We start from the raw sequence: 13,036 nt of genomic DNA, 5'->3' as shown, positions 1-13,036 counted from the left end.
TGTCTTCCCGCTCGGGGTGACCGAAATGCTGCACTGCGATTGGAAGCCCGGAACTCGGTGCTAAAATCCCGGTCTGATCGCTACAAACCACGCCGATCCGCAGCCAAGCGGACAGCCTCGCCGGAAGAAGCCCGATGATCCGCCAACGAACCCTCCGCACTCCGGTCCGCGTCAGCGGCATCGGCCTGCATAGCGGTCAGAAGGTCTACATGGCGCTGCTGCCGGCCGCCCCGGACACTGGCATCGTCTTCCGCCGTACCGATCTGAACCCGCCCCGGGAGGTGCGCGCCCGCGCCGAAGGCATCGGCGAAACCACGCTGTCGTCGAACCTGATCGAGGAAGGCGTCAAGGTCGCCACCGTCGAGCACCTGATGTCGTCGCTCGCCGGTCTGGGCATCGACAACTGCCTGGTCGAACTGTCGGCCGCCGAAGTGCCGATCATGGACGGCAGCGCGAGCCCGTTCGTATTCCTGATGCAGTCCGCCGGCATCGTCGAGCAGGACGCGCCGAAGCGCTTCATCCGCTTGAAGGCGCCGGTGCAGGTCAACGACGGCGACAAGTGGGCGCGGCTCGAGCCTTACGACGGCTTCCGCCTGACCTTCAACATCGAGTTCGACCATCCGCTGATCAATTCCACGGCGCAGAGCGCGTCGGTGGAGTTTTCGACGCAGGCCTACATCCGCGAAGTCAGCCGCGCCCGCACGTTCGGCTTCATGCGGGAATTCGAGTTCCTGCGCTCGCGCCGTCTGGCGCTCGGCGCCAGCCTCGAGAACGCGGTGGCGGTCGACGAGTTTCGCGTGCTGAACCACGACGGCCTGCGTTACGACGACGAGTTCGTCCGCCACAAGATTCTCGATGCCGTCGGCGACCTCTACCTGCTGGGTCACCCGCTGCTCGGCGCGTACACGGCGTTCAAGTCCGGACATGCGCTGAACAACAAGCTGGCGCGGGCGCTGCTGGCCGATCCGGGCGCGTGGGAAATCGCCGTTTTCGACGACGTTGGCAGCAAGGCGACGTCTTTTTACGCCAGTTCGAGCCCGTTGCCGGCCTGACGACTGGTTGACGGCGCGGGTTGCGCCGCCGTCAAAACCGCGCTTAGACTCAACTCGACCCGCCCATCTGTGCGGCAGGTCGCATTTTGATGTCGAGTTTCAGCGCTGGATTTTCGAGACGAACGCTCAGGAATTGCTGCAATTCCGGCTGACGGTATCGAATTTGCGTGAACGCAGCCGCCGAGTCGGCGTAGATGACCAGGGTCTGGTCACGCTCATGCGCCACGCGCAGGGAGTTTGCGAGCGGTTCACGGGCCCAGTCCCGAATCATCCGCTGGATGGATTCGAGGCGGTTGGCCTGACGCAGGAGCGCCTGAACCGGAGAACCGGGAAGCGAAAGGTGTGCGCCGACGTGATCATCGTCCGCGTGCATGGGGATTCGTCGCTGTATTCGTGGGTGAAGTGCTGCATGGATATTATCGTCGTTAGTCATGGCCGGGGCCGAACCTGGCGAGTGCGCCTCGAGGCGCGCCGCGTGCTCGGCTGGCTGCCATGGGCGTCGGCGCTGGTGTTCGTGCTCGGTCTGACGTTCGTCGCCGGCATGAACTTCCGCGCCGATCGCGGGCTTCTGCCGAAGGGCCTGATCGGCACCTGGGGTCAGGAATTCACGCAGCAGAAGGGTGAACTGGCGCAGGTCAAGGCGAAAGCCGAGGAAGACGCCAAGGCGCTGGCCCGTCGCATTGCCCAGTTGCAGGCTTACGTGATGCGTCTCGACGCCGCCGGCGCGCGCATGACCCAGATCGCCAAGATCGACCCGTCGGAATTCAACTTCGATCGCCCGCCGCCGGTCGGTGGCCCGGAGTTCGCGAATCTCGGCGCCCCCGCCGTGCTCGAGGACGTGATCGGCTCGCTGGACCGGCTGCAGAAGGAACTCGGCAATCGCGAGCGCCAGATGCGCGTGCTCGAAGACCTGTTGCTGGCGTCGAAGCTGCAGCACGAGATCAAGCCTTCCGGCTGGCCGGTCGATGGCGGCTACATGACGTCCGGCTTCGGCAATCGCACCGATCCGTTCACCGGCCTGCGCAGCTATCACCCGGGCATCGACTTCGCGTCATCCGAGGGTGCGGACGTGCTGGCGGTCGCCAGCGGCATCGTCGTCTCGGCCGAGGAAAAGAGCGGATACGGCGAACTGATCGAGATCAATCACGGCAACGGCTACGTGACCCGCTACGGTCACAATTCGAAGCTGCTGGTGAAGCCGGGCGACCGCGTGATCAAGGGTCAGCCGATCGCGCTGATGGGCTCGACCGGTCGCTCGACCGGCCCGCACGTTCACTTCGAACTGGTGCTGAACGGCAGCATCATCAACCCGGCGCAGTATCTCGACGCCGCGCGCTGACTGCGGCGGCCGGCCGGGATTCCGGCCGCTTTCGCCCGCTCGCACGCGCACGCCATCCGTCGACTGATTCGGGTCAAGGGCCGTTGACCGGTCTTTGACCTCGGTATTGAAACTGCCGCAGTCGCTCCCTACGTCTAAGGCATAATCGGCGGCCTGTCCGCCCGGTCGGGCCTTGCTCGTGCCGCTTCCCAGCACTCGGAACTCATGCTCAACAATTTTCTGGCGCGCATTTTCGGCAGCCGCAATCAACGCATCATCCGTCGCCTGGGGCCGCTCGTTGCCGCCGTCAACGCGCTCGAATCGAAGTATTCGGCGATGTCCGATGAAACGCTGAGCGGCCAGACCGCGGTGCTGCGCGAGCGTCTGGCCAAGGGCGAATCGCTCGACGACATTCGGCCGGATGCGTTCGCCGTGGTTCGCGAGGCCGGCAAGCGCGTGCTGAACATGCGGCACTTCGACGTGCAGTTGATCGGCGGCGCCATCCTGCACGAAGGCAAGATTGCCGAAATGCGGACCGGTGAAGGCAAGACGCTGGTCGCCACATTGCCGACCTATCTCAACGCGCTCAGCGGCAAGGGCGTCCACGTCGTCACCGTCAACGACTACCTGGCCCGGCGCGACTCCGAGTGGATGGGCCGCATCTTCCGTTTCCTCGGCATGAGCGTCGGCGTGGTCGTGTCCGGCCAGACCCCGGAAGAGAAGCGTGCGGCGTACCAGGCCGACATCACCTACGGCCAGAACAACGAGTTCGGCTTCGACTACCTGCGCGACAACATGGCCTTCTCGCTCGACGAGAAGGTGCAGCGCGGCCTCAACTACGCCGTGATCGACGAAGTCGACTCGATCCTGATCGACGAGGCACGCACGCCGCTGATCATCTCCGGCCCGACCGACGATGATCCTGAACTGTGGCGCAAGCTCAACGCGCTGATCCCGAAGCTGACCCGCCAGAAGAACGAGGAAGACCTCGACGGCGATTTCCACGTCGACGAGAAAGGCAAGCAGGTGCATCTGTCCGAAGCCGGGCACGAGCACATGGAAGACCTGCTGCGCGCGGCCGGCCTGCTGGGCGACGACGAAAGCCTGTACGACGCCAGCCGCATCGTGCTGGTGCATCACCTGAACGCGCTGCTGCGCGCGCACCACCTGTACAAGAAGGACGTCGAGTACATCGTGCGTGGCGGGCAGATCGTCATCATCGACGAGTTCACCGGCCGCATGATGTCCGGCCGGCGCTGGTCGGACGGCCTGCATCAGGCCGTGGAAGCGAAGGAAGGCGTGCAGATCCAGCAGGAGAGCCAGACGCTGGCCTCGATCACCTTCCAGAACTACTTCCGCCTGTACAACAAGCTCTCGGGCATGACCGGCACGGCCGACACCGAGGCCTACGAATTCCAGAGCATCTACAACCTCGAAGTGGTGGTCATCCCGACCAACCGCGCGATGATCCGCGACGACCGCGGCGACCTGATCTACATCAGCGCCAAGGGCAAGTTCGACGCCGTGATCAAGGACATCGAGGAAGTGCATGGCAAGGGTCAGCCGATCCTCGTCGGCACCGCCAGCATCGAGACGTCGGAGCTGCTGTCGAATCTGCTGACGCAGAAAGGCATTGCCCACGAAGTGCTGAACGCCAAGCAGCACGAGCGTGAAGCCGAGATCGTCGCCAACGCCGGTCTGCCGGGCAAGGTGACGATCGCCACCAACATGGCGGGCCGCGGTACCGACATCGTGCTCGGCGGTTCGCTCGAAGCCGAGCTGCACAAGATTCCGGAAGACGACATCGCTGCCCGCGAAGCCGCGAAGGCCGCGTGGAAGATTCGCCACGACGAGGTGGTGAAGGCCGGCGGCCTGTACGTGATCGGCTCGGAACGCCACGAGTCGCGCCGCATCGACAACCAGCTGCGCGGCCGCTCCGGCCGTCAGGGCGATCCGGGTGCGACGCGCTTCTACCTGTCGCTCGACGACACGCTGATGCGCATCTTCGCGCCGCCGTCGATGCGCGGCCTCCTGCAGCGCCTCGGCATGCAGGAAGGCGAAGCGCTGGAAGCGAAGATGGTGACGCGCTCGATCGAGACCGCGCAGCGCAAGGTCGAAGCGCACAACTTCGACATCCGCAAGAACCTGCTCGAGTACGACAACGTCGCCAACGACCAGCGCAAGGCGGTCTACGAGCTGCGCGACGAGCTGATGGGCGCGACCGTGGTCACGCCGATGATCGACGACCTGCGCGGCGATGTCGTCAGCGCCGTGGTCGATGTCCACGTGCCGCCGCAGAGCCCGCCGGAGCTGTGGAATCTCGAAGCGCTGGAAGAGGCGCTGCGCAAGGATTTCGCGCTGACGCTGCCGGTGCGCCAGTGGGGCGAGGAAGAGGACCAGATCGACGACAAGAAGATCAAGGCCCGCATCGTCGAGGCGCTGGCGACGACCTATGCCGAGAAGAAGGACAAGATCGGCGACAACGTGCTGGAGAGCTTCGAACGCGAAACGCTGCTGCGCGTGCTCGACACCTTCTGGCGCGAGCATCTGGCGGCGATGGACTATCTGCGACTCGGCATCCACCTGCGCGGCTATGCGCAGAAGGACCCGAAGCAGGAGTACAAGCGCGAAGCGTTCACGATGTTCAACGACATGCTCGCGCGCTTCAAGCACGAGGTGATCTCGCGTCTGGCCCGCATCCAGATCCTGACCGAGGCCGAAGTGCAGGCGCTGGAAGAAGCGCGCCGCAACGCGGCGCGGCCGATGCACTTCGAGCACGCCGAGGCGCAGTCGGTGGTGGCCGATCCGCTGGTGCCGCAGGATGAAGCGGCTGCCGCGCCGGCTGCTGCCGGTCGTCCGCTGGCACCGCCGATGGCCGCGGCGACCGCCGCAGCGCCGGCCGATCGCGGCCTGCCGAAGGTCGGCCGCAACGATCCGTGCCCCTGCGGCTCGGGCAAGAAGTTCAAGCAGTGCCACGGCGCACTGGTCTGACCCCGAGCGCCTGACCGCGAGTTTTCCGATGCCCGTCAATCTCGAAGCTCCCGGCCCGCTGGCGCCGGTCGCCGGTGTCCGTCTCGGGTCCGCGGAAGCGGCGATCAAGAAGCCGGGCCGTCAGGACCTGCTGGTGATCGAACTCGCCGCCGGCACCCGCGCCGCCGGCGTGTTCACCCAGAACGCGTTCTGCGCGGCACCCGTGCAGGTCTGCCGCGAACGGCTGGGCGCCAGCAGCGCCATCCGCGCGCTGCTGATCAATGCCGGCAACGCCAATGCCGCCACCGGCGCGCAGGGTCTGGCCAATGCCCGCGAGACCAGCGCGGCCGTGGCTGCGGCGATCGGCTGCGAGCCGTCGCAGGTGCTGCCATTCTCGACCGGTGTCATCGGCCAGCAGCTGCCGGTGGCGCGAATGATCGACGCGATCCCGAAGGCGGTGGCCGGCCTGCAGGCCGATGCCTGGAACGCCGCGGCCCGCGCGATCATGACCACGGACACGATTCCGAAGGGCGCGACGCGCACCGTGTCGACGTCGCAGGGGCCGGTGACGGTCACCGGCATCGCCAAGGGCGTCGGCATGATCTACCCGAACATGGCGACGCTGCTCGCCTTCATCGGCACCGATGCCCGGCTGACGGCGGACGCGACGAAGGACCTGCTGAACCATGCGGTCGCCGCCTCGTTCAACAGCGCCACGGTCGACGGTGACACCTCGACCAACGACTCCTGCGTGCTGTTCGCGACCGCGCAGATCGGAAGCCGCGATGTCGATGCCGCAGACGCCGACTACCCGCTGATCGCCGATGCCGTGACCGCGGTCTGCATCGAACTGGCGCAGGCCATCGTCCGCGATGGCGAAGGTGCGACGCGCTTCATCACCATCGACGTCGAAGGCGCCACGACGGTCGACGAGGCACGGCAGGTTGCGTACTCGATCGCCCACTCGCCGCTGGTCAAGACCGCGATGTTTGCCGGCGACGCCAACTGGGGCCGTCTGGCGATGGCGATCGGCAAGGCCGGCGTGCCGGGGCTCGATCCGGCCAGGGTCGATCTGTGGCTCGATGCGGTGCGCCTGCTCGAAGGCGGCGAACCGCATCCCGACTACCGCGAGGAACTCGGTTCGGCCGTCGTCGCCAAGCCGGAGTTCACGATTCGCGTGGGACTGGGCCGCGGCACCGCGAAGACCCGCGTCTGGACCTGCGATTTCAGCTACGACTACGTCAAGATCAACGCCGAATACCGGACCTGATCCCGGTCATCGAGCACGAAAAAGCCCGGCCGCGCACACCGCACGGCCGGGCTTTCTTGCATCGGCAAGCGCTAGATCAGCACTTCGGCGAGGAAGTTGTGCATCGCCTGATTCGAGCGGCATTCAGCGACGACGTTGTGCAGGATGCCGAGTTCCGGCAGGTTCGCGCCCGGGTCCGAAAACGCATGCAGCGTGTTGCCGTAGACGTGCGCCTGCCAGTCGACGCCGGCCGCGGTCAGCTCTTCGCGCAGCGCGAGGTAGTCCTCGATCGGCGCCAGCGGGTCCTTGTCGCCGTGCAGCACCAGCACCTTGGCCTTGATCGGCTGCTTCGGCAGATCATGCCCCTTCAGGATGCCGTGGAAGCTGACGACGCCACGGATGTCGGCACCGGTGCGGGCCAGGTCGAGCACGGTGATGCCGCCGAAGCAGAAGCCGATCGCGGCGATGCGCGTGGTGTCCGCTTCCGGCAGCGCGCGGGCGGCGGCGAGGCCGGCGGTGACGCGACGGGCGAGCAGGCCGCGGTCCTGCATGAACGGGGTCAGCAGCGCGCTGCATTCCTCGACCGTGCTGCCGCGCACGCCGACGCCGTACATGTCGATCGCGAAGCCGACATAGCCGAGCTTGGCGAGGGTTTCGGCGTGGCCGTCGACGAAGGCATCGCGACCGCCCCACTGGTGCGCCACGAGCACCACCGGGCGCGGCCCGGAAACGCTATCGTCGAAGTAGACGCGGCCCTGCAGTGCCGTGCCCTGTTCCGTGTAGTCGACCAGCCGATTGACGATTGCCATGAGGTTTTCCTGTGGTGATGAGAGGGAGAAGCAGCGCGTGAAGACGTGGGTGACGACAGGGCGACATTGTGACGGCGATGGCGACGCGATCGCAGCCCCGGCAGCAGGTTTCGCACGATGACCGACGTTCCACTGATCGATGTCGCCTGCGGCGTGCTGATCGATGGCGATGGCCGCCTGCTGATCGCGCAGCGCCCCGTCGGAAAGATCGCCGCGGGCAAGTGGGAGTTCCCCGGCGGCAAGATCGAACCGGGTGAAACCGTGCTGCAGGCGCTGACCCGCGAACTGAACGAGGAGCTGGGCATCACCGTGCGTCGCGCGCGGCCGCTGCTGCGCTTCCGCCACGACTATCGCGATCGCCACGTGCTGCTCGATACCTGGTGCGTCGACGACTGGAACGGCGAGCCGGTGTCGCGCGAAGGCCAGGACTTCGCCTGGCTGCCGGCCGACGATCTCGCGACGCTGGACGTGCTGCCGACGGTCGCGCCGATCGTCACCGCGCTGCGCCTGCCGCAGCACTATGTCTTCACGCCGCCCGAGGCGACCCTCGTCGACCTGCTGATGCGGCTGACCGCACTGCCGCGTGGTGCGCTGCTGCGCCTGCGGCTGCCGACGCTGTCGAGCCGCGAATACTTAGCCCTCGCCACCCACCTGCTGCCGGCCGCGCACGCCGCCGGGCTCAAGCTGATCCTCGATCGCGAGCCGGCGATGGTCGACGCGATCGGCGCCGATGGCTGGCACGCCACCAGTGCCGCGCTGGCGCGCTACGGCGCCCGGCCGGTCGATCCGGCGCGCTGGTTCGGGGCATCGGTGCACGATGCCGCGCAGCTGCGCGCAGCGCAGATCGTCGGTGCCGATTTCGCCGTGCTCGGTCCGGTGTTCGAGACGAAGACGCATCCGGGCGCGCCGGGCCTCGGCTGGTCCGGGTTTTCCGAGCGGCGCGGCGTCATCGGGCTGCCGGTCTACGCGCTCGGCGGGCTGGCGCAGGGCGATCTGTTCGAAGCGCGTCGCCACGGCGCGCAGGGCATCGCGGCGATCAGCGCGTACTGGCCGCGCTGATCGCGGCCGCGGGTGTGGCGGGTCAGCGCGGTGCCGTGATCAGCCGTGCCGCCATCGCCGCCAGTTCGTCGATCAGCTGCTCGCGCGTGAACAGCGGCGGTGTCGGCTGGCTCAGGTAGCGCAGCAGCGTGAACACGACGCTGTTGATCAGGATGAAGGCGCGCGCCGGCGACGGGTCGACAGGGTGCTCGCGCAGCTGCGCCAGCGCATAGCCGCGCAGCAGGTCGAGCATGTGCTGCTCGAAGCGATGCAGGCCCCGCGCGATGTCGAGCCGGTGCCAGTGCCGCATCAGTTCGCGCGCCAGCCCCTGTCGTGCTTCGAACACTTCGAACGCCGCTTCGAGCAGGGCCCGTGCGAAGGCCTGCGGATCGGTGCCGATGTTCTGCGGCGCCACACGGTTGACCGCCGCGATCAGATCGCCGTTGACCCGGTCCATGAGTGCTGCGACCAGCGTGTTCTTGTTGTCGAAGTACTGGTACAGCGAGCCGACGCTGACCCCGGCGCGTGCCGCGACCCGAACCGTGGTCAGCGCTTCCAGGCCGTCGCGGGCGACGACTTCGCCGGCGGCGTCGATCAGGCTGTCGACAAGGATGCGGGCGCGTTGCTGGGTCGGTTTCTTGCGCATCGGCGAAGGGGGCGTGGAATCCGTGGGGCGAACGGGTCGGGACGCGAAACGCTCGCGAACCGTTTGCGAATTGAATGCGAATAAACATTCGCAATAGGGTGCGCGTCAAGCCCTCCCGCTTGCCACCGATGCTGCCCATGCGCGAACTCGCCGCCGATTTCATTCCGACCCGCCACCGCCGCAGCGAACACATCGACGTGGTGCTCGGCCAGCTCAGCCGCGTGATGCCGGCGATCGAGACCCCAAGCGATGACCGCTGGCAGCAGATCGGGCTGGCGCTGATGGAAGGCGATCCGGCGATGGACGCGCTGCTGACCGCGATGAGTCGCCACGGCATGCGCGATGCCCGCGCGCAGTTCGAGCGGGCGCTGGAACACGGCATCGACGCCGTGGCGAACCCGCTGCCGGAATTGCGCGGCTTCATCGAGCAGATGTCGACCCCGCCGGACTGGCTTGATCGCGGCCGGATCGAGCGCGGCGCAGAGCTGTTCCGCCGCTGCGGCCGCGCTGCGCTGCACATCGGCCGCAATGTTGCGCTGCTCGGCGGCTATCAGGCCTCGGCGTTCAACCGCACCTTGATCCTGACCGGCGCGCTGCAGAAAGGCCCGACCCGCCGCCTCGCCGAAACCGTGCAGTGGAAGCTCGACTGCACCGTCGCCGGCGGGCTGGTCCCGCACGCGATCGGCTGGCGCTCGACCCTGATGGTGCGCTTCATTCACGCGCTGGTGCGGCGCTCGGTCGCCGCGCGGCCGGACTGGCAGCTGGAAGACTGGGGCCTGCCGATCAATCAGGCCGACATGGGCGCAACCCTGTACGGCTCGCTGACCGTGCCGGTGGTCGGCAGCCGCCTGCTCGGCATGCCGCAGACCCGGCGCGAGCGTGACGACGCGGCACATCTGGTGCGCTATGTCGGCTGGCTGATCGGCGTCGACGAGCGCTGGCTGGCCGATACCGAAGCCGGGGCGACCGCGCAGCTGCTGCAGTTCCTGCTGAGCCTCAGCAACCCGGACGAAACCAGCGTGATGATGGCGCAGCCACTGGTCGACGAGCCGCTGACCCGCCGCTATCCGAACCTCGCGTGGCTGCGCGGGCGCTACGAGCGCTCGAAGAACCTGTCGATCAGCCGGGCGTTTCTCGGCGCCGACGCGCTGCGCCGCCTCGGCGTGCCGGCCGGAACCTGGCCGTGGTATCCGATGCTGGCGATTCCGCGCAATCTGGCGCGACACACGCTGAGCCGCGTCGTCCCCGGTGGCCGACGGCGGGCGGCGGCGCGCGGACGGGCCGAGCAGGAAGCCAATGTGCAGCAGATGGTGATGCAGCCGGCCGTCGCGGTCGGCGCGTCTCTGGCCGCGCCGCACTGAGCGGCACGCAGCACTCAGGATTCGTCGTCGCCGTCCGGTTCCGATTCGACCACCGGAATCGCATGGCGACCATCGAACCAGGCGCCGAGATCCAAGAGCTTGCAGCGCTCGCTGCAGAACGGCCGGAAGGCGTTGCGCTCGTCAAGACGGCTGCTGGCGCCGCACTGCGGGCAGCGGGCGATGCGGACGGCGGGCGTGGCGGTCATGCGTCGGCGGAATTCAGCGTGCAGCACTGCAGGTGGAACACGACATCGTCGGCGGTCTGGACATTGCGCTGGTTGACGTCGCCCAGCCGCATGAAGCGGAACGAGAAGCGGTGCTTGCCGGCGCTGATTTCCGGATAGACATCGCTTTCCGGCGGCATGTGCACGCGCAGCAGCGGGTAGGCACCCTGCGGTACATGCAGATAGACGCCGCTCGACGCGACATGCTCGCTGCTGGCCGTGGAATCGCGCAGCAGCCGCAGGTACAGACCGATGGCCGCCTGATACGGCCGCAGCATCGAGAACCAGCGCGACAGGTCGCGCTCGATGTTCGCGTACGGCCGCATCAGCCAGCGGTTGAACGCCGGCAGGTCGAACATGCAGGTGCCGCCCGGAATGCTGCTGCGGTTCAGCACCGAGAACAGGAACTCGTTGTCGCGCAGCACGCTCGACGGATGCGCGCCGGAAGCATGCAAGGTGGTCAGCACGCCGGTGATCTCGGCGAGCACGGCATCGAGCTTCGCGCGATCGAGTTCCGGGCGCGTGCGCAGGCGGTTCAGGCTGCTGCGCTGCTCGGTCAGATCACGGATCAGTTCGGTCCGCAGGTCGGTTCGACCGATGACCGACAGGATGTCGAGCAGGGTCTGCACGCCGGCCCGAACGCCCCAGACCGTGCTGTCGGCGGCGTGGTGCGCGTATTCGGCAAACAGGAATTCGAGACGCAGCAGCGACCGCGTCCGCTCGTTCAGCGGCTGCTCGAAGCTCACCCATTCGGCAGTGCGGTCCATCGAATCTCAGGCGCGGACACAGATCATCCATTGTGAACTGCCGCACACAGGGGGGCAAACAACGCAGGTCAAGGCCGGACAGCCCGGCGGCAGCACTCGATCAGGCGACCGGCGCAGCGTTCGCCGCGAGCCATCGATACAGGCGATCCAGCCGCTGCACCTGCGCCGCCACCGTGCGCGCTTCGTCGGCGTTGTCGATCACGTCGTCGGCACGCGCCAGGCGCGTGTCGCGACTCGCCTGCGCCGCGAGCATCTGCCGCGCCAGCGTTTCCGAGCCGCCGTCGCGGGCTGCGAGCCGGCGCAGCTGCACGGCTTCCGGTGCGTCGATCACCAGCACCCGGTCGACCAGGCTGGCCATGCCGGCTTCGATCAGGATCGCCGCCGAGTAGATGCAGTACGGCTCGGTGCGTGCCGCGCGCCAGGCGTTGACCCGCGCCCGGATCGCCGGATGGGTGATCGCCTCCAGCCGCTTCAGCGCGGCCGGATCGGCGAACACGATCTCGCGCAGTGCGCGTCGGTTCAGACTGCCATCGGCCTGCAGCAGGTCCTGGCCGAAGCTTGCGGCGATCTCGGCCAGCGCCGGGGATTCCGGCTGCACGACTTCGCGGGCCACGTCGTCGGCTTCGAGCAGCGGCACGCCGAGCGCGATGAAGGCGCTGGCGACATGGCTCTTGCCGCTGGCGATGCCGCCGGTCAGGCCGATCGTCAGGCAGGCCATCAGCGGCCCGCCACCGCGCCGCCGAGCGCGTCGCCCCAGATCAGCATCAGCCAGCCGGCGCCGGCGATGTACGGCCCGAACGGGATCGGCTGGGTCTTGTCGCGGCCCTTGAACACGATCAGGCCGATGCCGATGACCGCACCCACCGCCGACGACAGCAGCAGCATCAGCGGCAGCGCCGCCCAGCCGAACCAGGCGCCGAGTGCCGCCATCAGCTTGAAATCGCCATAGCCCATGCCTTCGCGGCCGGTGGCGAGCTTGAACAGCCAGTAGATCGACCACAGGCTCAGGTAGCCGGCGACCGCCCCCCAGATGCTCTCGGGCATGCCGACGAACACCGGCAGCGTGCTCATGCCGAGGCCGATCCAGACCAGCGGCGCGGTCAGGTCATCCGGCAGGATCATCTCGCGCAGGTCGATCACGGTCAGCGCGATCAGCGCCCAGGTCAGCACCAGTGCCGCGGCCAGTTGCGGGGACCAGCCGAAGCGCCAGACGCAGACCGCCGACGCCACGCCGGACGCCAGTTCGACCAGCGGGTACTGCACCGAAATGCCGGTGCGGCACTTCGCACAGCGGCCGCGAAGTGCCAGCCAGCTGACCACCGGAATGTTCTGCCACGGCCGGATCGCCGCGCCGCAGCCCGGGCAGCACGAGGCCGGGCGCATCAGCGACAGACGCGGCGTTTCGACGGCCGGCAGGTCCAGCAGTTCGCGCGCTTCCGCCTTCCACTCGTTTTCGAGCATCCGCGGCAGGCGCAGGATCACCACGTTCAGGAAACTGCCGACCAGCAGGCCGAGCAGGGTGGTGGCAACGCCCAGCAGCAGCGGATCGCTGGCCAGCGCGTGGATCAGTTCGGGCATCGGAAAAGGGTCGGGTCGGTTGTC

The 13,036-nt window shown here is 67.6% G+C and carries 13 protein-coding genes; 6 read left to right on the top strand and 7 right to left on the bottom strand.

From position 1 onward, the window contains the following. The first annotated feature begins 134 nt into the window (after positions 1-134). Positions 135-1,052 carry a UDP-3-O-acyl-N-acetylglucosamine deacetylase gene (gene lpxC / locus QZ951_RS12965; RefSeq protein WP_293001108.1) on the top strand — a complete coding sequence of 306 codons (918 nt, stop codon included), beginning with the start codon at positions 135-137 and terminating at the stop codon, positions 1,050-1,052. 49 nt (positions 1,053-1,101) lie between these two features. Here the strand turns inward: lpxC and QZ951_RS12960 are convergent, their stop codons facing one another. Next, positions 1,102-1,425 (bottom strand): DciA family protein, encoded by a 324-nt coding sequence (locus QZ951_RS12960; RefSeq protein WP_293001106.1) that lies wholly within the window; start codon positions 1,423-1,425, stop codon positions 1,102-1,104. Positions 1,426-1,506: 81 nt separating this feature from the next. On the opposite strand from QZ951_RS12960, the gene QZ951_RS12955 reads away from it, so the two are divergent. The 3 genes from QZ951_RS12955 to argJ all read left to right on the top strand — a co-directional run bounded on the left by QZ951_RS12955 (position 1,507) and on the right by argJ (position 6,610). Further along, positions 1,507-2,391 carry a M23 family metallopeptidase gene (locus QZ951_RS12955; RefSeq protein WP_293001104.1) on the top strand — a complete coding sequence of 295 codons (885 nt, stop codon included), beginning with the start codon at positions 1,507-1,509 and terminating at the stop codon, positions 2,389-2,391. A 204-nt stretch (positions 2,392-2,595) separates the two neighbouring features. Then, complete coding sequence (secA, locus tag QZ951_RS12950) at positions 2,596-5,361, top strand: preprotein translocase subunit SecA (protein WP_293001102.1); 2,766 nt, start codon at positions 2,596-2,598, stop codon at positions 5,359-5,361. Positions 5,362-5,389: 28 nt separating this feature from the next. Next, positions 5,390-6,610 (top strand): bifunctional glutamate N-acetyltransferase/amino-acid acetyltransferase ArgJ, encoded by a 1,221-nt coding sequence (argJ, locus tag QZ951_RS12945; protein WP_293001101.1) that lies wholly within the window; start codon positions 5,390-5,392, stop codon positions 6,608-6,610. Positions 6,611-6,681: 71 nt separating this feature from the next. On the opposite strand, the gene QZ951_RS12940 is transcribed toward argJ, so the two are convergent. Continuing rightward, positions 6,682-7,398, bottom strand: coding sequence for a dienelactone hydrolase family protein (locus tag QZ951_RS12940; RefSeq protein ID WP_293001100.1), 717 nt, complete (start codon positions 7,396-7,398; stop codon positions 6,682-6,684). A gap of 117 nt (positions 7,399-7,515) precedes the next feature. Between QZ951_RS12940 and QZ951_RS12935 the strand changes: the two genes are divergently transcribed. Beyond that, on the top strand, positions 7,516-8,457 hold the full coding sequence (locus tag QZ951_RS12935; protein ID WP_293001098.1) for a Nudix family hydrolase: 942 nt from the start codon (positions 7,516-7,518) through the stop codon (positions 8,455-8,457). Positions 8,458-8,479: 22 nt separating this feature from the next. On the opposite strand, the gene QZ951_RS12930 is transcribed toward QZ951_RS12935, so the two are convergent. Next, on the bottom strand, positions 8,480-9,082 hold the full coding sequence (locus QZ951_RS12930) for a TetR/AcrR family transcriptional regulator (protein WP_293001097.1): 603 nt from the start codon (positions 9,080-9,082) through the stop codon (positions 8,480-8,482). Positions 9,083-9,219: 137 nt separating this feature from the next. Between QZ951_RS12930 and QZ951_RS12925 the strand changes: the two genes are divergently transcribed. After that, positions 9,220-10,443 carry an oxygenase MpaB family protein gene (locus QZ951_RS12925; RefSeq protein ID WP_293001096.1) on the top strand — a complete coding sequence of 408 codons (1,224 nt, stop codon included), beginning with the start codon at positions 9,220-9,222 and terminating at the stop codon, positions 10,441-10,443. Positions 10,444-10,457: 14 nt separating this feature from the next. On the opposite strand, the gene QZ951_RS12920 is transcribed toward QZ951_RS12925, so the two are convergent. The 4 genes from QZ951_RS12920 to QZ951_RS12905 form a co-directional block, all read right to left on the bottom strand. Beyond that, a complete protein-coding gene (locus QZ951_RS12920) occupies positions 10,458-10,649 on the bottom strand; it encodes a DNA gyrase inhibitor YacG (protein WP_293001095.1) in 192 nt (63 codons plus the stop codon). Then, positions 10,646-11,434: a cell division protein ZapD gene (zapD, locus tag QZ951_RS12915; RefSeq protein WP_293001094.1), complete on the bottom strand. Its 789-nt coding sequence runs from the start codon at positions 11,432-11,434 to the stop codon at positions 10,646-10,648. Before zapD ends, QZ951_RS12920 begins: the two co-directional genes overlap by 4 nt. A 100-nt stretch (positions 11,435-11,534) precedes the next feature. After that, on the bottom strand, positions 11,535-12,152 hold the full coding sequence (gene coaE, locus QZ951_RS12910; protein WP_293001093.1) for a dephospho-CoA kinase: 618 nt from the start codon (positions 12,150-12,152) through the stop codon (positions 11,535-11,537). Then, positions 12,152-13,012, bottom strand: a complete 861-nt coding sequence (locus tag QZ951_RS12905) for an A24 family peptidase (RefSeq protein ID WP_293001092.1) — start codon at positions 13,010-13,012, stop codon at positions 12,152-12,154. Before QZ951_RS12905 ends, coaE begins: the two co-directional genes overlap by 1 nt. Positions 13,013-13,036 lie beyond the last annotated feature (24 nt).

This window comes from Nevskia sp., from assembly GCF_021732705.1.
GTDB lineage: Bacteria > Pseudomonadota > Gammaproteobacteria > Nevskiales > Nevskiaceae > Nevskia.
Note: the sequence above shows the minus strand (reverse complement) of the source record. Positions and strands in the feature narration are given on the sequence as shown.

What these genes read in the sequence shown, in the direction of transcription:
- QZ951_RS12960 (WP_293001106.1), bottom strand. Translation starts at nt 1,425, where the DNA reads ATGCACGCGGACGATGATCACGTCGGCGCACACCTTTCGCTTCCCGGT.
- coaE (WP_293001093.1), bottom strand. Translation starts at nt 12,152, where the DNA reads ATGGCCTGCCTGACGATCGGCCTGACCGGCGGCATCGCCAGCGGCAAG.
- lpxC (WP_293001108.1), top strand. Translation starts at nt 135, where the DNA reads ATGATCCGCCAACGAACCCTCCGCACTCCGGTCCGCGTCAGCGGCATC.
- argJ (WP_293001101.1), top strand. Translation starts at nt 5,390, where the DNA reads ATGCCCGTCAATCTCGAAGCTCCCGGCCCGCTGGCGCCGGTCGCCGGT.
- secA (WP_293001102.1), top strand. Translation starts at nt 2,596, where the DNA reads ATGCTCAACAATTTTCTGGCGCGCATTTTCGGCAGCCGCAATCAACGC.
- QZ951_RS12920 (WP_293001095.1), bottom strand. Translation starts at nt 10,649, where the DNA reads ATGACCGCCACGCCCGCCGTCCGCATCGCCCGCTGCCCGCAGTGCGGC.
- QZ951_RS12940 (WP_293001100.1), bottom strand. Translation starts at nt 7,398, where the DNA reads ATGGCAATCGTCAATCGGCTGGTCGACTACACGGAACAGGGCACGGCA.
- QZ951_RS12925 (WP_293001096.1), top strand. Translation starts at nt 9,220, where the DNA reads ATGCGCGAACTCGCCGCCGATTTCATTCCGACCCGCCACCGCCGCAGC.
- QZ951_RS12935 (WP_293001098.1), top strand. Translation starts at nt 7,516, where the DNA reads ATGACCGACGTTCCACTGATCGATGTCGCCTGCGGCGTGCTGATCGAT.
- QZ951_RS12905 (WP_293001092.1), bottom strand. Translation starts at nt 13,012, where the DNA reads ATGCCCGAACTGATCCACGCGCTGGCCAGCGATCCGCTGCTGCTGGGC.
- QZ951_RS12930 (WP_293001097.1), bottom strand. Translation starts at nt 9,082, where the DNA reads ATGCGCAAGAAACCGACCCAGCAACGCGCCCGCATCCTTGTCGACAGC.
- zapD (WP_293001094.1), bottom strand. Translation starts at nt 11,434, where the DNA reads ATGGACCGCACTGCCGAATGGGTGAGCTTCGAGCAGCCGCTGAACGAG.